The 19633-nt window shown below is 38.0% G+C and carries 21 protein-coding genes; 13 read left to right on the plus strand and 8 right to left on the minus strand.

Annotation, left to right across the window (positions count from 1 at the left end; translation table 11 throughout):
• The first annotated feature begins 165 nt into the window (after window positions 1–165).
• From ACFIJW_RS05515 to ACFIJW_RS05555, 9 genes are all read left to right on the plus strand, one after another.
• On the plus strand, window positions 166–309 hold the full coding sequence (locus ACFIJW_RS05515) for a hypothetical protein (protein WP_015857026.1): 144 nt from the start codon (window positions 166–168) through the stop codon (window positions 307–309).
• An 89-nt stretch (window positions 310–398) separates the two neighbouring features.
• A complete protein-coding gene (locus tag ACFIJW_RS05520; RefSeq protein WP_375633577.1) occupies window positions 399–1139 on the plus strand; it encodes a type IV secretion system protein in 741 nt (246 codons plus the stop codon).
• 168 nt (window positions 1140–1307) lie between these two features.
• Window positions 1308–2087, plus strand: coding sequence for a type IV secretion system protein (locus ACFIJW_RS05525; RefSeq protein WP_375633578.1), 780 nt, complete (start codon window positions 1308–1310; stop codon window positions 2085–2087).
• Between the two features lie 257 nt (window positions 2088–2344).
• Entirely contained in the window at window positions 2345–3022 is a 678-nt protein-coding gene (locus ACFIJW_RS05530; RefSeq protein WP_375633579.1) for a virB8 family protein, read from the plus strand.
• Between the two features lie 13 nt (window positions 3023–3035).
• Window positions 3036–3842 (plus strand): P-type conjugative transfer protein VirB9, encoded by an 807-nt coding sequence (gene virB9 / locus ACFIJW_RS05535; protein ID WP_375606008.1) that lies wholly within the window; start codon window positions 3036–3038, stop codon window positions 3840–3842.
• Window positions 3842–4999, plus strand: a complete 1158-nt coding sequence (gene virB10 / locus ACFIJW_RS05540) for a type IV secretion system protein VirB10 (RefSeq protein WP_375618344.1) — start codon at window positions 3842–3844, stop codon at window positions 4997–4999. The genes virB9 and virB10 overlap by 1 nt, the downstream gene beginning before the upstream one ends.
• Window positions 4974–6035, plus strand: coding sequence for a P-type DNA transfer ATPase VirB11 (gene virB11, locus ACFIJW_RS05545; RefSeq protein WP_375633580.1), 1062 nt, complete (start codon window positions 4974–4976; stop codon window positions 6033–6035). Before virB10 ends, virB11 begins: the two co-directional genes overlap by 26 nt.
• 1265 nt (window positions 6036–7300) lie before the next feature.
• Entirely contained in the window at window positions 7301–7477 is a 177-nt protein-coding gene (locus ACFIJW_RS05550; protein ID WP_375618303.1) for a hypothetical protein, read from the plus strand.
• Window positions 7478–7500: 23 nt separating this feature from the next.
• The gene (locus ACFIJW_RS05555) at window positions 7501–7752 is read left to right on the plus strand and encodes a hypothetical protein (RefSeq protein ID WP_375633581.1); all 252 of its coding nucleotides are present in this window, start codon (window positions 7501–7503) and stop codon (window positions 7750–7752) included.
• A 1596-nt stretch (window positions 7753–9348) separates the two neighbouring features.
• Here ACFIJW_RS05555 and ACFIJW_RS05560 read toward each other — a convergent pair.
• The 7 genes from ACFIJW_RS05560 to rimM all read right to left on the minus strand — a co-directional run bounded on the left by ACFIJW_RS05560 (window position 9349) and on the right by rimM (window position 15485).
• Window positions 9349–10128: a succinate dehydrogenase iron-sulfur subunit gene (locus tag ACFIJW_RS05560; RefSeq protein ID WP_005774220.1), complete on the minus strand. Its 780-nt coding sequence runs from the start codon at window positions 10126–10128 to the stop codon at window positions 9349–9351.
• A gap of 14 nt (window positions 10129–10142) precedes the next feature.
• Window positions 10143–11987, minus strand: a complete 1845-nt coding sequence (gene sdhA / locus ACFIJW_RS05565) for a succinate dehydrogenase flavoprotein subunit (protein WP_375620955.1) — start codon at window positions 11985–11987, stop codon at window positions 10143–10145.
• A 6-nt stretch (window positions 11988–11993) separates the two neighbouring features.
• Entirely contained in the window at window positions 11994–12380 is a 387-nt protein-coding gene (gene sdhD / locus ACFIJW_RS05570; RefSeq protein ID WP_375612246.1) for a succinate dehydrogenase, hydrophobic membrane anchor protein, read from the minus strand.
• An 18-nt stretch (window positions 12381–12398) separates the two neighbouring features.
• Complete coding sequence (gene sdhC / locus ACFIJW_RS05575) at window positions 12399–12800, minus strand: succinate dehydrogenase, cytochrome b556 subunit (RefSeq protein WP_375606014.1); 402 nt, start codon at window positions 12798–12800, stop codon at window positions 12399–12401.
• A gap of 495 nt (window positions 12801–13295) precedes the next feature.
• Window positions 13296–13736, minus strand: coding sequence for a 50S ribosomal protein L19 (rplS, locus tag ACFIJW_RS05580; RefSeq protein WP_375633582.1), 441 nt, complete (start codon window positions 13734–13736; stop codon window positions 13296–13298).
• A 208-nt stretch (window positions 13737–13944) separates the two neighbouring features.
• Window positions 13945–14643 (minus strand): tRNA (guanosine(37)-N1)-methyltransferase TrmD, encoded by a 699-nt coding sequence (trmD, locus tag ACFIJW_RS05585; RefSeq protein ID WP_375612244.1) that lies wholly within the window; start codon window positions 14641–14643, stop codon window positions 13945–13947.
• A gap of 284 nt (window positions 14644–14927) precedes the next feature.
• Window positions 14928–15485 (minus strand): ribosome maturation factor RimM, encoded by a 558-nt coding sequence (gene rimM, locus ACFIJW_RS05590; RefSeq protein WP_375618306.1) that lies wholly within the window; start codon window positions 15483–15485, stop codon window positions 14928–14930.
• A 132-nt stretch (window positions 15486–15617) separates the two neighbouring features.
• Here rimM and ACFIJW_RS05595 point away from each other — a divergent pair, with 132 nt between their 5' ends.
• Both ACFIJW_RS05595 and ACFIJW_RS05600 read left to right on the plus strand, forming a co-directional pair.
• Window positions 15618–16439, plus strand: coding sequence for a SapC family protein (locus ACFIJW_RS05595; RefSeq protein ID WP_375612242.1), 822 nt, complete (start codon window positions 15618–15620; stop codon window positions 16437–16439).
• Window positions 16440–16442: 3 nt separating this feature from the next.
• On the plus strand, window positions 16443–17411 hold the full coding sequence (locus ACFIJW_RS05600) for a tyrosine recombinase XerC (RefSeq protein WP_375633583.1): 969 nt from the start codon (window positions 16443–16445) through the stop codon (window positions 17409–17411).
• 18 nt (window positions 17412–17429) lie between these two features.
• On the opposite strand, the gene ACFIJW_RS05605 is transcribed toward ACFIJW_RS05600, so the two are convergent.
• A complete protein-coding gene (locus ACFIJW_RS05605; RefSeq protein ID WP_375612716.1) occupies window positions 17430–17702 on the minus strand; it encodes a BolA family protein in 273 nt (90 codons plus the stop codon).
• A gap of 124 nt (window positions 17703–17826) precedes the next feature.
• Here ACFIJW_RS05605 and ACFIJW_RS05610 point away from each other — a divergent pair, with 124 nt between their 5' ends.
• Both ACFIJW_RS05610 and cobS read left to right on the plus strand, forming a co-directional pair.
• Window positions 17827–18447 carry a J domain-containing protein gene (locus ACFIJW_RS05610; protein ID WP_375612239.1) on the plus strand — a complete coding sequence of 207 codons (621 nt, stop codon included), beginning with the start codon at window positions 17827–17829 and terminating at the stop codon, window positions 18445–18447.
• Between the two features lie 202 nt (window positions 18448–18649).
• Window positions 18650–19630: a cobaltochelatase subunit CobS gene (gene cobS, locus ACFIJW_RS05615; protein WP_375612717.1), complete on the plus strand. Its 981-nt coding sequence runs from the start codon at window positions 18650–18652 to the stop codon at window positions 19628–19630.
• Window positions 19631–19633: the final 3 nt, after the last annotated feature.

The following is a 19633-nucleotide window of genomic DNA, read 5'->3' on the forward strand; positions in this document are numbered from 1 at the left end:
AAAGTAAAAAATATTCGCACTGAAATTGAGCTATTTTCATAAATTAAAAAATGAAATTAAGAAAAGATAAATTATCGTAAACTATACACTTTACTTTAGTGTCAAAATTATAATAATGACAACAAATATCAGAATGTATATAACAGTAAAAAGAGTCATATTAAAATGAAAAATATCATTCTTGTAATTTTGATTGCAAACCTTTTATCGGCTTGTGCATTAGCACCAAAGCTAAAACAGCCCAATGATAGGAACCGCGTGCCTATTAATAAAACAATCCCTGCCGAAATCAAGCGAGGAGACAGATGAAAANATTATATGCTTTACTTTATTATTAAAATTATAATAATGATAAAAAATGTTGGGCTTTTTTAATCGTCAAAAAGAGGAGTGTTAAGGTGAAAAAACGATTTATTACAATAGGAATGATTAGTCTTTTGGCAATGATAGATTTAACTCTAAGGTCTAACTTTAGTTGGGGTTCTGACGCTCAAACTTCAACTATCCAAATCTCCTCCTCAACAGAATATCTGAAAATTATTCAGTTGTTAACAGAAAAAATTAAAGTAACTGAAGAGCAGATCAATAACGCGAAAAAAGTCTATCAATCTATAACAGGAAGTAGAATAACAGAACTAAGAATAAAAGAGGAGGGGAATTTTTTCTTACACGATATGCCTATCTACGCAAAACTAAACCAAAACTACCATAACCTATTTGTGACTGAGTATCCCAATCTCAAAGACATTTCATTTTCTATTTATGCCGAAGAGAAAAGGGCAAACTTTTGGAGCCTTCCGCCAAAGATGATGCGACAAATAATTGATAAGCGTCTTAAATATAGTGGAATTGTCGAAAAAGCTGTAAGCTTGCAAACTTTCAAAGACGTAGAGAAGCGCTTTACGCAAATCATCGATTTCTTAGATGAGATAAATAGAACAACGAATCTAGCGGAAGTTTTCGAGCTACAAACACGCATCAGGAACATGTCATCCATGCTCCAAAATGAATATGCAAAATTACAAATGGTCAGAAATTTACGCGATAATGAAGAGCTCCTTATCGAAATACAAAAACGTAAATTGTATGGAAAAATAGTGAACTTTCAGTACACAGATATGCCCAGTGTAAGAATTTAGCCAATAAAGCTCTTTACAACATTTGCTTTTTTCATGAACACAAAAGCTAATTTACAGGGTTCAGTACTATCCCAATAATTCAAAGAGACACAGAGATTTTATCAAAGCCAAGATANGATAAATTTGGCACATGCAAGCAATTTTGATGGAAATCATTTAGGTAGTAGCGTGCGGCTAAATCTTTTAAGGGCACAGATTCTTTCGGAATCACATACTAAACAGAATTCACCTGCTCCATCGCCACAACCTGCTCCATCGCCACAACCTGCTCCATCGCCACAACCTGCTCCATCGCCACAACCTGCTTCACCGCCACAACCTGCTTCACCGCCACAACCTGCTCTATCAGCAGAATATTCGGAAATCCTTCAGCTTTTAAAAAAAGGAGAAATTATTGAGCTCTTAAAAAAGCAGCTTGATTCGAAAAGACAACAACTTTCACAAGTAGAAAAAGCTTATCAGGCTATAACAAAGGATCAGAAAACAAACCCAAAGCAAATAGACTTTTCTAGTTTTTTTCTTAAAGAGCCAGAATTTCTTTATACAGACAGTAAGCTTTCAAGGCAATCATATCAAGAGGTCTTGGAGGAAGAAAACAAAGTTTCTGGGAACTTTGATCAAATCAGCAAAGCTATTTCTGGGCGTTTACAATCTGTATCTGTTCAAGATAAAGCTGTGAGTTTGGAAAGTTTTGAAAACATAGAAAGTCGTTTTCAATACCTCAGAGGACTACTCGATGAGCTTCAAACAAAAGAAAAACTGAAAGACATTGCAGATCTTCAAGCACATATCGATGGTACATTAGCTATGATCCAAAATGAATTTATAAAAATGGAAATGGTAGCGTATTTACATGATGCTGAGCAATCACTTATCAAAAGGAAAAGACGCGAACTTGATATGATGTTTTTTAACAATGAAAAAAAACAGATACCGATCATACGATGAACACAAAAGCTAATTTACAGGGTTCAGTACTATCCCAATAATTCAAAGAGACACAGAGATTTTATCAAAGCCAAGATATCGTGGTGAAAATACTTAGGGACTGTATAAATGCAAATGAAGTGTTTAGCATGTATTTATATTCTAAGATGATGAAAAATTGAAAATTCGTTAAAGAGGAATGCCATGAACTTTACTATGTTCACGCAACTTTTCGATAAAATTAACCAGGTAACACAAACNCAAAACAAGCAAAACCAGTGAAAGCCGAACAACTTAGAAGTTATTATGAAGAAAGCCGTGGCTTAGAACGTGATCTTATCAATGAATTTATAAGGTCGCGCAGAACGGCATGGCGTGTTGCGAGTACTGTGGGTCTTTTTGGCTTATTCGGTATGATATGTGGAGTTGTTGGATTTTCTCAACCAGCTCCAACTCCCTTAGTATTGCGCGTTGATAATACGACAGGTGCAGTTGATGTTATCTCAATCATGCGTGAACACGAAGAAAGCTATGGTGAAGTTGTAGATAGATATTGGCTAAATCAATATGTGCTTAACCGCGAAACTTACGACTACGATACTATTCAACTGAACTATGACACAACAGCACTTTTAAGTGCGGCATCTGTTCAACAAGAATATTATAAAATCTATGATGGAGAAAATGCACGGGACAAAGTGCTTTCCAACAAAGCACGTATCACAGTTAAAGTACGATCAATCCAGCCTAATGGACTCGGTCAAGCAACTGTACGTTTTACGACTCAGCAACTTGACAGCAACGGTGCTGCTACTGGACCAAAACAGCACCAAATTGCAACAATTGGTTACACCTATGTTGGTGCACCCATGAAATCATCTGATCGATTGCTTAACCCCCTTGGTTTTCAAGTAACAAGTTACCGTTCTGACCCAGAAATACTGTTGAATGATTAAGGAATTGATTGTTATGAAAAAACTTGCGTTCGTTGTTCTATTGTCTTCGTTTTCTTCTCTTTATACGGTACCTGTGCAGGCGCTCAAAAGTCCATCAAATTCACAATATGATCACCGCATTCGCTATATAACATATAACGAAGCCGATGTGGTTCAAATCGAAACAGTTCTTGGTGTGGCAACACATATTATTCTTGAAGAAGGTGAACAGTACATAACTCATGCCTTTGGCGATTCTGAAGCCTATGCCTTTGCTCATAAAGGGCGGCATATTTTTATTAAACCAAAAGCAGAACTTGCCAATACCAATCTCATCGTTGTAACCGACAAACGGAGTTATAAATTCCGACTACAATTTCGGAATGACCGTGCGGGATCAACATATGAATTGGCTTTCCATTATCCCGATTCAAACGATGAAAAGTCAGAAGAAAACAATCGACGCCTTGCGATTGAACGTGGTTTTCACCAAAGCGTCAACGGCTATAATCTCAGTTATACCATGAGCGGTCACCAAGATATTGCTCCGATAAATGCTTGGGACAATGGGCGTATTACTTACTTCAAATTTCCCGCTAACATGGATATGCCATCGATTTATGTCGTAGATGCTGAAGGCAATGAAAGCTTAATACCACGCACCGTTATCGGCAGTTCTAATGATATTATCGCCGTTCATAAGGTCAATCCTAAATGGCTCATACGGCTTGGTAAACGCGCTCTAGCTGTTTTTAATGAAGCCTATGACCCCAATGGCGTACCAAACACAACAGGGACAGTATCTTCGGTGGTTTATCGTATCAATAAAGGAGGAAAATGATGTTTGACAATAAGGAAGGAGAGGGAAAAGGTACAAAACTGGACAACGTCGAGCAAAAACATATTGAAGGTGCCTATGGAGGATCCGAACTAGGTTCTGAACGTCGTCCGACAATTCCAGGTACCCGTGCATTGTTAATGGTAGGACTTATTGTCATAGTAGCGATACCGATTGCCTTGACTTGGAAAGCTTTTAAAATGCGTAATACCGTGGAGGTTGAGGAAGAAAAACCACAACAAATAGTACAGCAAATTATACCAAACTATGTCCCTCGGATTATAGAAGAGCCAAAGATTGTAGAAGAAGCAGAAAAATCAACACAAATAGAAGATTCAAACTTGGATATTCCACCGGCCTTGAGTAAACTTCTTCAAACAGCCATTCCTCCACATATGCTCCAAGATTCTGAAGAATTAGCACGCAAGCGTATGCTCAGTTCTAGCCTTAACAACGGTGGTAGCGAAGGATCTACAGATACAAATAATAAAGCATCGAATAATGATAGAGGTAATGGCGTATTATTTGATAACCTTCAGCCCGTGCGTTTAGGTCAATCACATGCGATGCAACTTCGTAACCGTGACTTTTTGATTACACAAGGAACGCAAATAGATTGTACGTTAGAAACAAAAATCATTACATCACAACCCGGAATGACGACGTGTCATTTAACACGCGATATTTATTCCACGAGTGGACGTGTTGTTTTGCTTGACCGTGGTTCTAAAGTCGTTGGTTTTTACCAAAGTGGCATACAACAAGGACAAACGCGCGTGTTTGTGCAATGGTTACGCATTGAAACGCCTTCTGGTGTTGTTGTCAATCTTGACTCACCAGGCACAGGTCCTCTGGGTGAAGCGGGTATTGGTGGCTGGGTTGACAGACATTTTTGGGAACGATTTGGTAGTGCAATTATGGTAAGCATTATCGGTGATTTAGGAGAATGGGTAAGAGGAAAAGTTGGTAAAAGCAGCAAAGAAAATAAAGATAACTCACAAAATAAAGGAGCTCAGAATGCTGAATCTATAGCAATCGATGTTCTTCAGAATTCCATCAATATCACACCAACACTTTACAAAAACCAAGGCGAACGAGTAAATATTTTTGTTGCTCGTGATCTGGATTTCAGCGATGTCTACAGTCTCGTCACACGTTAACCCGATACAAAAAGATCAAGCAGTTTTTCAGCTTCTGCAACCGCTTGATTGTTTTTTAGAAGATCCCACGATCACTGAATTATCGATTTGCCGCCCCTGTGAAGTATGGACGAAAAGCTTTAAGGGTTGGCAAGTACATAGCGTACCAGAGTTAACAACCACTTTTTTGCAAACGCTTATTACAGCTATTATCGTTTATAACGGTATGGCTCCCAGAAGTATTAATTATGTGCTCTTGCCTGGTGGGCAACGTGGTACAATTATACAAACACCAGCTGTTGTTGATGGTGCTCTTTCCTTTGTAATTCGTAAACATTCTCTCATAGTTAAGACGTTAGAAGAACTCAAAGAAGAAGGGGCTTTTGACGATTTTTCTGATGTAAGTTTTAATAAGCCTTCAGCAAAAGAAGCCAATAACTTGTTATCGAGGCAGGACTTCACACGGTTGGAACCATTTGAAGTTCAACTCTTACAAAGTAAACGTGAGGGAAAAATTCTTGAATTTTTGGAAAAATGCGTCCTTCACAAACGCAACATTATTATCGCAGGCAAAACAGGATCTGGTAAAACAACATTTGCTCGCTCTTTAATTGAAAAGGTCCCTGTAGAGGAGCGTATTATCACAATTGAAGATGTTCATGAGCTTTTTCTACCCAATCATCCCAATCATGTACATATGATTTATGGTAACAATGTAGGTCGTGTTTCAGCTGAAGAATGCCTAGATGCGTGTATGCGTCAGTCGCCTGACAGAATTTTTCTCGCTGAATTGCGAGGCAATGAAGCATGGGAATATCTCAATTCGCTCAACACTGGTCATCCCGGATCGATTACAACAACGCATGCCAACAGCGCTTTGCAGACATTTGAGCGATGTTCCACCTTGATTAAAAGATCAGAAATTGGCCGGCAACTCGAGTTAGAAATGATAAAAATCGTTCTCTATACAACAGTTGACGTAGTGTTGTTCTTTAAAGATAGAAAACTCTCTGAAGTCTTTTACGACCCGATTTTTGCTAAATCAAAAATCGCTTAAGGGGAGCTTCCTCTCTCGGTAATATGAAGCAAACAAAAATAGCCGTAACTAATTGTTACGGCTATTTATTTAACTTTTCCTATTCTCTTTGCTTCTCCAATGGATTTTCTACACTCTTCATGAAGAAAAAAAGAAAAAAGTTAATAGACAACAACTCTACGAGAAAACCAAATTATACATAAGGCTCTCTCTATTCTCTTGCCTTTGATCATTCTTTCCATTTACCTTTTGAAAAAGTATCTTTGATGCAAAAAAGAAAAAATAGCTGCAAAATAAATATTTAAACAAAAGAAAAGAATAAATTTTGATTCGCCTATCAATGAAAGCTTCGTAAAATAGATACTTTCGATCATCACAAACAATTATCGTCATCAAGACCAAAACTTATCGTTTAAAAATTCTAAGTGCTATCTTCAAGTGATTAATAAATGTGTTTTTTAACCAAACAATCTCCAAATACGGAAAACCTCATACGAAATAAATTATCATTTCAATTTAGCATCCATAAACCACATTCTATTTGGTAATAAAAAGTATAGTGGCATATCAACGTCTTCTTCGGACGAAGAAAGATTCTTAACCTCCAGTTGTTCGTAAACAACCAAATTTCTCTTAAGCAAGCTTTGCTAACCATATCACGTGGCTTATGTCCCTCTCCTAAAGACGATATCCATAGATTACATAAGGTAAGCTCTACTCTGAATATTCCTGCTCTCTTCTCTGCACCTCAAAAAGAAAAAATTCCTAAAAGCACAGATCTACAATCACTCTTCTTAAGATGCATCACATTGTCTTATAAAGAGTGTTCATTATTTTGCGTGTTGGATAAAAGATCTTAATACCGTAGGATTCTCTCATTTCAAAGCTGTTTATTAACCAAAACCATGTCTCTTGCACATTATAAGTAAATAAAGCCGTATAGAATGAAACTGTACAAAAAGCACTAAAAATGCCTTTTATAAACCATCCAAAATGCCCAAAATTGTCACAATATTGGGAGTTTGCAAAGTGTCTAATGGCGTCCAACTTGCTCTTTTATGAAGTGTAAAAATGGAGATGCTCTATAAATTTTATATTATTCATCGGAGCTTTACCATTATACCATCCACGAGCTCTGTAGTGAAATAAGCTTAGGCACCTTAAAGAAAGGTTTCTTAAAAACAAGCGTGTAAATTGACAAGCAAAGTGTATTTGGTTCGGGGCGTTCTGTTTTACATAAAGGTTTTGATCTTATTAAAGAACGAGAGAAACAAAAGCGTGAAGCAATGCGTAATCTCTATTATTTAAAAGACATTACTCTAGATGCTTTTAAAAGTCGTAAAGCAGAATTTAAAAATGATGCTAAAAATGGAAACTGGTTTGCACCTTTACAGCTTCATATTCTCCTCAAATTAGGAGGCTGTATAGCGACTTTCAAAGATTACGCCAACAGAGATACATAATACTCTTAACTCCCATCTGATAAGTGAAAGCTGCAACAGCAAAAGCTCTTTTAGAAAAACAACGCCATAAAGTCATTAATAAACCGACAATGAATTGGAGAAATGTTCCAGATTTTTATCAAACACTCTGCAAAGCAACAATAATGATACAACTGGCTTTGCATCTGCTTATTCTTACAGGTGTTCGTACCCATCTCTTGCATCAATTCGTGAAGATCAGATTGAAGAGGATATATGAACAATTCTTGGCTCGAGAATACGAACGGTTTGCGTGATACTACAGGAGATTTCGCATGCCATTATGATCACAAATATTAAAAATTTTAAAATAAGCACGCTTGTTTTTTCGCAATGATTTCTGTTTTCTGTAACCGGTCGTAGTCCTTATTAATGTGAATTTCCTATCACAGTATATAAGAGAGATTAGACTAAAAACCTGTCCACGTAGATTTCGCTCTCATTTACGTAATTGGCTAACAGACTCCACCTATCACACCTCAAAGGACGAAGCCTCTTAACACGCAAACTAATCTGCAAACAATCCGCCCCCTCGCCTAGCAGATTTCACCTTCTAACCACTCTAATTACCACATCCTAAATACGATAGTGTTTTATGGCACAACAGAATAAATACCAAAACAATGACTGATTATACCGTTAATACTTGGACACCTCTTTTTCATGTTAAGAAATATCTTTTATGCTGAAAAATAAAAAACACTTTTACTGCTTAAACAACTTTCTTAGGCATACATACAAGAACAATGAAATACCCTAACATAATAAATAAGATCTAAACCTAGAAATCTCTATTTTTTTATAGATAAAAACATATAAAATCAAAACCTCCGAAACTCGTCAAAATACAACATATTTTCTTTGATTATTGAATTTATTCAACTCAAACGAACCTACAAACACCGCTTATTCCACATTCGCAACATGTGTTCTTAGAATTCTTACTATCGTTTTCTAAATTTTTAGAGAAACCTATAAATTTGCTATTTTTCAAACGTCTTATCTGCTCTTTAATGAATTTAAATCTATGACGTTACAATAATTTTAAATTACTTCCCCCTGAACTGTATGATCTATCTCTACAATAGATAGGGATTTTACGTTCTCCATTTTTTAAGAACTATAAATTTTGTTTTTTAATGCTATTAACAATCCAATCTTTAAAATAAAAAATATGACCTTTAAATATATAAATGATGTTATCAAAAATTCCTAATCCTGAATATTCGCAATGTTTTCGATATTATAATAAACGTATCGTAAAATGACAAACTGTCATAATGATCACTTCTTTGTATTTCATATGAATAATTTACATGCGTTATAATATTTGTATCAGCATTTATTTTTTGTGCTATATTTATACAGAGTGATCTTTTTTATAAAAAATGATCAATTGAATCTGCGTCAAAGTATAAATTATGATGCGAATTTAATAAAAATAAAAACACATGGCATATTGATTTTATTGTTTTTACATAGAACGCTATTTAAAGTATAGTTTACTCGAAAGACTAATGCCTTTTTAAAGGCAATAATAACTATACTAACCGCCTTATAGAAGCCAATAAATTTTTAGAGATTAAGCCTCAAAGAGGCACAAAAAACACGCACAATTTTCTATTTTTCTTTTTACTGTTCATTAATCGGTTAATTTTCAAAGATAATATTCAACTATGAGTTTTCTGCTCAGCCATTGCAAGAATTGCTTAAATTTTTAGGGATTACTTCACTTTTAGAATGATGATAGCTACTGCGCCCCCATAAGCAGCCGATCTTCTTTTAGAGATTTAATTGCTAAAAGGAGATACAATTTCCCACCTTGCGCTTTATTTTGATCAATCAGTAAATTTTCAAAGGCGGCGTTCAACCATGAGTTTTTTAATTTCAGCAATCGCTTTCGCTGGATTTAATCCCTTTGGACAAGTTTGCGCACAATTCATAATCGTATGGCAACGATAAAGGCGGAAAGGATCTTCTAAATTATCAAGACGTTCACCACACATCTCATCACGTGAATCCGCAATCCAGCGATAAGCTTGAAGCAAAACAGCGGGCCCCAAATAACGATCACCGTTCCACCAATAACTTGGACATGAAGTCTGACAACACGCACACAAAATACATTCATAAAGGCCATCGATTTTTTGGCGATCGGAGTGACTTTGTAACCATTCTTTTGCAGGTTCAGGAGAAACTGTTTGCAACCAAGGCTCAATGACTCGGTGTTGTGCATAAAAACGCTTTAAATCAGGAACCAAATCTTTAACAACCGGCATGGAAGGCAACGGATAGACCTTAATGGGATGTTTTACATCATCCATCCCTTTGGTACAAGCTAATGTATTGGTTCCATCAATATTCATCGCACATGAACCACAGATGCCTTCACGGCATGATCGACGAAGTGTCAAAGTTGGATCAATATGGTTTTTAATAAACAAAAGCCCATCAAGAATCATAGGACCACAAGCAGAACGATCCACATAATAAGTATCTAAATGAGGATTTTCCTCATCATCAGGCGACCAACGATACACGTGAAATTCCGTCAGCTTTGTAGCACCTTCAGGTTTAGGCCAAACCTTTCCCGGTTTTACTTGAGAATTTTTGGGAAGCTTAATTTGTACCATATTTCATTCTCCCCTTAATAAACCCGTTTTTTAGGTGCAATGCGCTTTAAATCGATCCCACCATCAGCTTCAGATGTTAACGGGTCCACATGGACAGGTCGATATGATAATGTCACCTTACCCTCTTTTGACAAATGTGAAATCGTATGTTTACGCCAGTTTTTATCATCACGCTCTGGATAATCTTCACGAGCGTGAGCGCCACGGCTTTCTGAACGTGCTTCGGCAGAATGAACAGTCATGATTGCATTCGCCATAAGATTTTCAAGCTCTAATGTTTCAACCAAATCAGAATTCCATATCAGAGAACGATCTGTGACTTTGAGATCCGACAATTCCCCCCAGATTTTATTCATCCGTTGACATCCCTGTTTCAAAGAATCTTCTGTACGGAAGACTGCTGCGTCTTCTTGCATCGTGCGTTGCATTTTTTCACGCAATACAGCTGTTGGTATTGCCCCTTGTGCAAAACGTAAACGATCAAAACGCGCTATAATTTCGTCAACAGCTTCTTCATTGATGGGTGGAATTTCTGCATTCCGATCAATAACTTCACCCGCGCGAATGGCAGCAGCACGACCAAACACCACAAGATCAATTAATGAATTTGACCCCAAGCGGTTAGCTCCATGAACAGAAGCACATCCTGCTTCTCCTACCGCCATCAGCCCTGGTTGAATACGATCAGGCGAATCAGCCGTTGGATTGAGAACTTCCCCGTAGTAATTGGTAGGAATCCCACCCATATTATAATGAACCGTTGGCAAGATGGGGATAGGCTCTTTTGTTACATCCACCCCTGCAAATATCCGTGCTGATTCTGAAATCCCTGGTAAACGCTCATGCAAGATTGCAGGATCAATATGATTGAGAACCAAATGAATATGATCCTTCTTAGGTCCAACGCCACGCCCTTCACGAATTTCAAGTGTGATACAACGCGAAACCAAGTCACGTGAAGCCAAATCCTTAAAGGAAGGTGCATAACGCTCCATAAAGCGTTCACCTTCAGAATTGATTAAATAGCCTCCTTCACCACGAGCTCCTTCTGTAATTAAGCAGCCAGAACCGTAAATCCCTGTCGGATGGAATTGCACAAACTCCATATCCTGAAGTGGCAATCCAGCACGTGCGATCATTCCACCACCATCACCCGTACAGGTATGCGCCGATGTCGCAGAAAAATAAGCGCGTCCATAACCACCGGTTGCAAGAACAACCATTTTGGCAGAAAAACGATGTATTGTACCATCATCGAGATTCCATGCCACAACCCCCGTACAAACCCCATCCGTCATGATGAGATCGAGTGCAAAATATTCAATAAAAAATTGCGCATTATGCTTTAAGCTTTGTCCATAAAGCGTATGCAAAATGGCATGGCCTGTACGGTCAGCTGCTGCGCAAGTACGCTGAACAGGCGGACCTTCACCAAATTGTGTCGTATGTCCACCAAAAGGACGCTGATAAATTTTGCCTTCTTGCGTTCGCGAAAAAGGAACGCCATAATGTTCTAATTCATACACAGCAGCAGGAGCATTACGCACCAAATATTCCATTGCATCGGTATCGCCCAACCAATCAGAACCTTTCACGGTATCATATAAATGCCACTGCCAATTGTCAGGTCCCATATTTGAAAGCGATGCAGCAATTCCCCCTTGTGCTGCAACCGTATGTGAGCGCGTTGGAAAAACCTTCGTAATACAAGCTGTCTTTAATCCTTGTTCTGCCATACCCAGTGTCGCACGTAATCCTGCACCACCTGCTCCAACAACAACAACATCAAATTTATGATCTACAGTGCGATAAGGGGCGTTACCTGCTTTAGCACCCAGAGATGATCCTGTACCCGCCATACTTGTTTAACCCCCTAATGCAATTTTCAAAAGAGAAAAAATAATGATACCACCTATGAGAAAACAAAATAAAATATTTAACGTCAAAAAGAATATCCGAAAACCTTCACGTGGAATATAATCTTCAATCACTACCTGCATACCAAGTTTCATATGATAAAGGACCGAAAAAGTCATCAATCCCATCAAAATAGCAACAATAGGATGTGCAAGTCTTGCACGCACAATACTATAATCCTTTCCCACAAGCGAAAGAATAAGAACAATAAAAAATATCAAAAGTGGTAGATTGATAAACCCCGTCAAACGTTCTAGCCAAAAATGCTCTGTTCCTTCATGAGCACTGCCACGCCCCCGTACTTTTCCAAGTTCCGTTCGAAAATCTTTTTTCATGTCTCTTTTCACCCCCAGCTAAACAACGGTATATCCAATAATCCAAATCGCAAAAGTAACAATAAGAGAAATAAACACTGTCGCCCAAGCAGTGACTGTTGCCTTTTCTTTTGCCAAAAGGCAAGGCTTCAGATCCCAAACAATGTGGCGAACACCACCAACCATGTGATGAACCCCTGCCAAAGTATAAAGAAACAAAATACACAATCCAAACCAAGAACTATAAATTTCGTAAACTGTTCTAAATGTCTCCTCGCCACACGCAATAGCAATTAACCAAACAGCAAGAAAAACCGTTCCAACATAAAGTGCCATACCCGTAATGCGGTGTGCAATGGACATGGCCATAGTAATTGTCCAACGATAAATACTTATATGAGGGGAACGAGGGCGCTCTTTTATCCTAGTTGTCTCTATCATAAAATATCCTGACCTGGTTTATCATAAAATATCCTGACCTGGTTTTTGCAACCGCAATGAACGAGAAAGTTCGCGCAAAACGACTAAACATACTCTCTCGTTTTTACTTGTTTGGCATCTCAAGATACCGATATTACAGGTCGGTTGTCTCAAATAACGGATTAAAGGTCACGCATAAAAAAACCGATTACTCCCTGGATATGATCCGCAAAACTCGCCTTAATCTAATACACTTTTATCTTCACGTCAAAGGTCTAAAATCTTTTCCAAATATAAACAGACATTTTTTCAGATTAAACTTATCCTTTTGAGTATTCACGATATACGCAATAGTCTCTTAAACTGCACCCATAATTAAGAATAAAAAGAGGAAAAATTGATAGATTGAACATTTTTATGTCCACTCCAAGCCTTTTAAAAGGCAAAACGAATCAAGAAAGACACAAATAAGCGGCATAAAAGCCGCTTTTGCATAAAGTTTAACCGATATAATCTTTACTCAGAAACTTGCTTTTCAACATCTGTGCTGACAGATGCTGCTTCTACTTTCTCAACAACCTTTTCAGCTTTTTTCCGATAATCTCTCTTTTCAGCTATACGTGCAGCTTTACCTCTCAAGCCACGTAGATAATAGAGTTTTGCACGGCGCACTTTACCACGGCGCACCAGCTGAACACCTTCAATCAAAGGAGAATAAACAGGAAATACCCTCTCCACCCCTTCACCATAAGAAATCTTGCGTACTGTAAAGGTCTCATTCAACCCACCGCCTGAACGCGCAATACAGACACCTTCATAAGCCTGAACACGCGTCCGTGTACCTTCTGTCACACGCACCATAACACGGACTGTATCTCCTGGCTGAAATGCTGGAAATTGGCGCTTTTCTTCAATTTTTGCACATTGTTCAGCTTCAAGCTGTGCGATAATATTCATTTCTTTTATCCTTCATGTTCTTTATCGAACAGTCAGAGCGCTCAACTCTTACCAAAAAAGCCTTTATTAAGAATAAGGAGCTCTTTAGGCTATGTCTTACACAGGAGCGAATACACCATTCCTTCATTTTAATTTTGGAACTACAGAAAACCTTTTATAAAAACTCTCTAAAAAGAGAGCCATGCAATACACCACCTTATCATATGAATCAAGTTTTCTGATGATTTTTATTATAACGCGCATAAAGATCAGGGCGACGTTGACGTGTTAACAATTCGGCTTGGCTTTGACGCCAATCTGCGATCGCTTTGTGATGACCTGAGAGCAATACAGGCGGAATACCCCGCCCTTCGAAAAGAGAAGGGCGGGTATATTGCGGATGTTCCAGCAAGTCATTTTCAAAACTTTCACACCTTGCAGAAGCTGCATTCCCCATCACTCCAGGCAGAAGACGTATAATAGCATCTAAGATAACCAATGCAGCTGTTTCACCCCCTGAAAGAATATAATCACCAATAGAGACTTCTTCTAGTTCTCGTGCCTCTATGACTCGCTCATCAACCCCTTCAAAACGTCCACAAACTAACGTTACACCCGTATCACGAGCCAAGCTATGCGCGTAAGCTTGGTCAAAAGGACGCCCACGTGGACTCATCAACAATCTTGGCGAATCCTGTGGACAGCAGTCAAGAGCAGCCGCCAATACATCCGCCCGCATTACCATACCAGCTCCCCCACCAGCAGGTTTATCATCAACGCTATGGTGTTTGTCTAAAGCAAAATCCCTAATCTGTACCGTCTCCAGTGACCAAATTCCACGCTCTAAAGCTTGCCCTGCTAAAGAATACCCTAAAAAACCAGGAAACATTTCAGGATAAAGGGTTAAAACGCGCGCCTGAAATTTCATTTTATTTCTTATCCTTATTTTCTTAAACAGACTCTTAATAGCAAAAATAGCACAAACAAGACTTTTAACGCTATAGCGTTAATCTGAGTCTTCTTGATCTGCGCCATATTCAATACGATCCTTCTAAATACTTGCACTAAAAAAGACTCTAAAAATTCAGGACTATTTCGAGATAAAGTGCTTACAATATCTGCTCAAAAGAGCATTTTTAATATTTTCACACATTCCACTTTTTATTGACGAAATTCATCTGTTGTTTTTTACCTTCATCTTTATTTTTAGATTCAAGCTATTTCCTTTTTATCATTGTCTCCCCCATCAATTAAACCAGCGGCCATGGGATCAACAACAAGAAAACCAGAATCCATACAAATTTCTGGTACCGCCGCCTTACTAAAGGGAATAAGAACTCTTTTACCTGTATTCAAACGTATTTCAAGCAAATCACCAGCCCCGAAATTAAAAAAACCACACACTTCACCTAAGATTTTCCCCCCACAATCTTGGACACACAAGCCTATTAAATCGACTTGATAAAACTCATCCTCCATCAAATCATCAATTAATTGATCACGCGTCACATAAAGGCGAATCCCTTTTAAAGACTCAGCCGCATTACGATTTTCTACCCCTTTAAAACGTACAATCGCCTTATTTTTTTGTATGCGAAGAGTTACAATTTCATAAGAACGCCCCATATCATCATAAAGAGTGCTGTAAAACTTGAAACGCTGTGGCTCAGCACTTAGAATTTTAACAAAAACATCTCCTTTTATACCATGAGGCATACCAATAATGGCAAGATAGACTTTATTTTTAAGCTTTTCTTTATTATACTTCATGCAAAAATATTATCTCTCAAAAATGAACCCTTCAATCTTATAGTTTTCTATTCAATCTTGTTGCCATATGAGACAATCTTCTAAAAGACCTTTCTTGGTAACAAAAAACAAATTAATAAAGGAGAAAGTCTTATGGCAAATATTATGCTATTTTACAAAGATATCACACCAATCAACAAAATTTCCCATAAAAATCTAAAATTTGCTCCTCCAACTGATATGTCTTTTGCCAAGGATACTCATTGGGTTCCTTTAGCAAGTACTGAATATTTTCAAGCAGCGCTAGACTATCCTATTTTATTTATGTGCGCCGAAGATGAACAAAAAAAACGGCACTACACATCCGCAGCTCTTGTCGGTCTTTCTAATGACGAAAATGACTATATCGCTTCTGATAAAAGTTGGAAAAACAATACTTATGTTCCAGCTTTTGTCCGTCGCTATCCTTTTGTTTTGGCACAAATTAGCAATGAAAAAGAACTTTCTGTCTGCTTTGATCAACAGTCCGGTATGTTTAATGAAGTTGCAGGAACAGAACTTTTTAATTCCGATGGCTCTATTTCTCCTTTTATGGAAGAACGTATTCGCTTTCTTGAAAGTTTTAAAATCGCTATGGAGAAAACCTCTGAGTTTATTGATGCTCTTGTAGAAATGGATCTTCTAAGCCAAAAATCCATCAATGTGAAAAACGATAAAGGTCTCTCAGCGCAATTGGAACATTTTTGGGTTGTTGATGAAGAAAAATTGAATAAATTATCAGCAAGCCAACTTGCCAAACTTCATAAAAATGGCTTTTTAGGATTAATTTTTGCGCATTTGATGTCAACACACAATCTTGTGAAAATACTCTCTCTCAAAGGTGAAAAGCAACTTATCAATCGTGAAGAGCAACCCCAAAACAAGAATGGTCATTCTAACGATGAAAAATCTAAAAAGAAAGAAACTCTCAACTAGATAATGCCCATCAAAAACGACAAGAGAAAAGATGAAAATATTCCTCTCATTCCAGCAGACCATGCAATTTTAAACGCAAGGAAAAATTGGTTAGAGTGTCTTACCCAAACACGTCGTATGTCAGCACAAACAGTGCAAGCCTATGAACGTGATACGCGGCAATTTTTGTCTTTTCTCTGTCAACACTTAAATCATACACCAACCCTTACAGATCTTGCTCATTTACGCATCAGTGACTTGCGTGCTTATCTTGCTTATCGGCGTACAAACAATATAAGTGCGCGTTCTTTAAGCCGAGGGGTGGCAGGCATCCGTTCTTTTTTCAAATACTTATCACGTGAAGGAATCGTCAATGTTCCCGCGGCTCAACTTATCCGAAGCCCCAAACACCCCAAATTGCTCCCAAAACCTTTAGCGATAAAATCAGCACTTCACATAGTCAAACAAGAAAATCAACTGGAAAATGAACCTTGGATTAGCGCTCGTAATGCTGCTGTCCTCATGCTTCTTTATGGCTGTGGAATGCGAATATCAGAAGCCTTAAGCCTCACACCAGAACAATTTTCTGATCCTAAAAAAACAAGTTTATTTATAACAGGAAAAGGCGGCAAAACACGCCTTGTTCCTCTCATCAAAATTGTTTACGAAGCTGTACAAAATTATCTCAAATGTTGCCCATATCCTTTATTGGATAACCAACCCATATTTCGTGGGGCGCGAGGCGGTCCCCTACAGCCTGCCATTATTCAAAAAGCTGTCCGTAATTTACGTGCAAGCCTTGGTTTACCAGAAACTGCAACGCCTCATACACTGCGCCATTCTTTTGCCACCCATCTTTTATCACGGGGGGGAGATTTGCGCACGATTCAAGAACTTCTTGGGCACGCTAGTCTTTCCACCACACAAATCTATACCCACGTCGATACAGACCATTTGTTAAAAATCTATCAAAAGGCCCATCCCCGTTCCTAAAAACGTCTCATCAAAAAATTAGAGTGTTTCAACCTCAAGTGCCAAAGCATGAACACAAGTAGCTAACTCTTCTTGTAAAACTTTATAAATCGCTCGATGTATTTCTACGCGTGTCATATTAGAAAAAGAAGAAGATAAAATTTTCACTCGAAAATGTGTTTCTCCTTTACCATCAAAAGCATGTTCATTATGAGGATGCCCCTCATGAAGATGACTTTCGTTAATCACTTCAAGCTTTTGCGGATGAAAAGCATCCTGAAGCTTTCTCTGAATTATTGTTTCTATAAACATTTTTCATTCCTCAAACAAAATGAACGTGCAAAAATACACCTTTTTCATAATAGAATAAGTGTGAAAACAAATTTTTCAAAAGTCAATTCTTGTAAAATTAATCAATTTTGCATAAACCAATAATATGACAATAACATCTAAATTATTCGATTCAATTCGCATAAGCTCAAATAAAAAACAAAAAGCTGAGCCAGAAGCACAACAGTGTCAGTGGGAAGGTTGTGAAAAAACAGGGTCCCATAAAGCACCAGCAGGTCGAAATCACGAAGGACAATATTTATATTTTTGTATTGAACACGTACGCGCCTATAATAAAAATTTTAATTACTTCTCTGGTCTTAGCAATAAAGATATCGCAAAATTTCAAAAGGATGCTCTCACAGGACATCGTCCGACATGGCCTACAGATCTGAGCAATGGTACATCGAAAAAAACAGCCGCGAATTATGCAAAGATTCGCTCTGGAACAGCTGCCTATCAAAATCGCATGCGCGATCCCTTCACGCTTTTTACTGGGCAGCATTCAAACAATAAGTTCTCACGAAAATTAAAGCCCTTAGAAGCAAAAGCTTTTGATACACTGGGACTACAGGCAAACGCTTCAGCAGAAGACATCAAAATGAAATATAAAGAGTTGGTAAAAAAGCACCATCCTGATTCCAATGGTGGTAATCGTGCTTCAGAAGAGCGCTTTCGTGATGTTTTACATGCTTACAATTTGCTAAAAAAGTCTGGTTTGTGCTGAAAACATGCGCTTATATGAGTCTATTTTCATTTAGACCATCATTATTTGCGCAAAATGTTACTTTTTTTGCAAAACATTATAGAATACGTAAAAAAATCTTTCTTCAATATCTAAGGCTCTCATTATAGAGCATTGCATAAATACTTTAACTCTTGTATCGTTTCTAATGAATAAATAGCGTCCTCTCCCTTCCAGAAACATAATGACAAATCTTACCGTTGAAAATTTGCCCGATATTACACTTTGTGCTCGCGATCTATTTCATATTGAAACAGATCTGAAAGTCCCTGCTTTTAGCACAAAAAGTCCCCATGTTCCTGATATCGATCCTGATTATCTTTTTGATCAGCAAACAACTTTAGCGATTCTCGCAGGTTTTACCTTTAACCGCCGTGTAATGGTTTCTGGCTATCACGGTACAGGGAAATCAACGCATATTGAACAAGTTGCTGCACGTCTTAACTGGCCTTGTCTTCGCATTAATCTCGATAGTCATGTAAGTCGTATCGATCTTGTAGGAAAAGATGCTATCGTTTTAAAAGATGGCTTACAAATCACTGAATTTAAAGAGGGCATTTTGCCATGGGCTTATCAAAATAATATTGCTCTTGTTTTCGACGAATATGATGCGGGGCGTCCCGATGTTATGTTTGTCATCCAACGCGTTCTTGAAACCTCTGGAAAACTAAGCTTACTTGATCAAAGCCGTGTCATCTCTCCACACCCAGCATTTCGTCTTTTTGCAACGGCAAACACCATTGGTCTTGGTGATACAACCGGTCTCTATCATGGTACCCAACAGATCAATCAAGCTCAAATGGACCGCTGGTCTATTGTTACGATACTCAATTATTTACCCCATGATAAAGAGGTTAATATCATTTGTTCAAAGGTCAAATCTTTTCAAACGGCTGAGGGAAAAAAGACAATTTCACAAATGGTTCATGTTGCTGATATGGTACGCCAATCTTTTATCAATGGAGATCTTTCAACTGTCATGAGTCCACGTACCGTCATTACTTGGGCAGAAAATACAACAATTTTTCAAGATGTCGGCTTTGCCTTCCGATTAACCTTTCTCAATAAATGTGATGAACTCGAACGTGCCACTGTTGCAGAATTTTATCAACGCGCCTTTGGACAAGAGCTTCCCGAATCACTCATTCATGGTGTTTCGCCTTAAGGA

This window comes from Bartonella sp. MM97QHHN (genome assembly GCF_042194285.1).
In the GTDB taxonomy this organism is placed as follows: Bacteria; Pseudomonadota; Alphaproteobacteria; order Rhizobiales; family Rhizobiaceae; genus Bartonella.

Excerpts from the sequence above, each read along its gene's own strand:
- ACFIJW_RS05560 (WP_005774220.1), bottom strand. The coding sequence starts at position 10,128 with ATGGTACAAATTAAGCTTCCCAAAAATTCTCAAGTAAAACCGGGAAAG.
- ACFIJW_RS05605 (WP_375612716.1), bottom strand. The coding sequence starts at position 17,702 with ATGTTTATAGAAACAATAATTCAGAGAAAGCTTCAGGATGCTTTTCAT.
- sdhD (WP_375612246.1), bottom strand. The coding sequence starts at position 12,380 with ATGAAAAAAGATTTTCGAACGGAACTTGGAAAAGTACGGGGGCGTGGC.
- virB10 (WP_375618344.1), top strand. The coding sequence starts at position 3,842 with ATGTTTGACAATAAGGAAGGAGAGGGAAAAGGTACAAAACTGGACAAC.
- ACFIJW_RS05610 (WP_375612239.1), top strand. The coding sequence starts at position 17,827 with ATGACAATAACATCTAAATTATTCGATTCAATTCGCATAAGCTCAAAT.
- virB11 (WP_375633580.1), top strand. The coding sequence starts at position 4,974 with ATGTCTACAGTCTCGTCACACGTTAACCCGATACAAAAAGATCAAGCA.
- sdhA (WP_375620955.1), bottom strand. The coding sequence starts at position 11,987 with ATGGCGGGTACAGGATCATCTCTGGGTGCTAAAGCAGGTAACGCCCCT.
- ACFIJW_RS05595 (WP_375612242.1), top strand. The coding sequence starts at position 15,618 with ATGGCAAATATTATGCTATTTTACAAAGATATCACACCAATCAACAAA.
- ACFIJW_RS05515 (WP_015857026.1), top strand. The coding sequence starts at position 166 with ATGAAAAATATCATTCTTGTAATTTTGATTGCAAACCTTTTATCGGCT.
- trmD (WP_375612244.1), bottom strand. The coding sequence starts at position 14,643 with ATGAAATTTCAGGCGCGCGTTTTAACCCTTTATCCTGAAATGTTTCCT.
- ACFIJW_RS05600 (WP_375633583.1), top strand. The coding sequence starts at position 16,443 with ATGCCCATCAAAAACGACAAGAGAAAAGATGAAAATATTCCTCTCATT.
- rimM (WP_375618306.1), bottom strand. The coding sequence starts at position 15,485 with ATGAAGTATAATAAAGAAAAGCTTAAAAATAAAGTCTATCTTGCCATT.
- rplS (WP_375633582.1), bottom strand. The coding sequence starts at position 13,736 with ATGAATATTATCGCACAGCTTGAAGCTGAACAATGTGCAAAAATTGAA.
- cobS (WP_375612717.1), top strand. The coding sequence starts at position 18,650 with ATGACAAATCTTACCGTTGAAAATTTGCCCGATATTACACTTTGTGCT.
- ACFIJW_RS05550 (WP_375618303.1), top strand. The coding sequence starts at position 7,301 with ATGCGTAATCTCTATTATTTAAAAGACATTACTCTAGATGCTTTTAAA.
- sdhC (WP_375606014.1), bottom strand. The coding sequence starts at position 12,800 with ATGATAGAGACAACTAGGATAAAAGAGCGCCCTCGTTCCCCTCATATA.
- virB9 (WP_375606008.1), top strand. The coding sequence starts at position 3,036 with ATGAAAAAACTTGCGTTCGTTGTTCTATTGTCTTCGTTTTCTTCTCTT.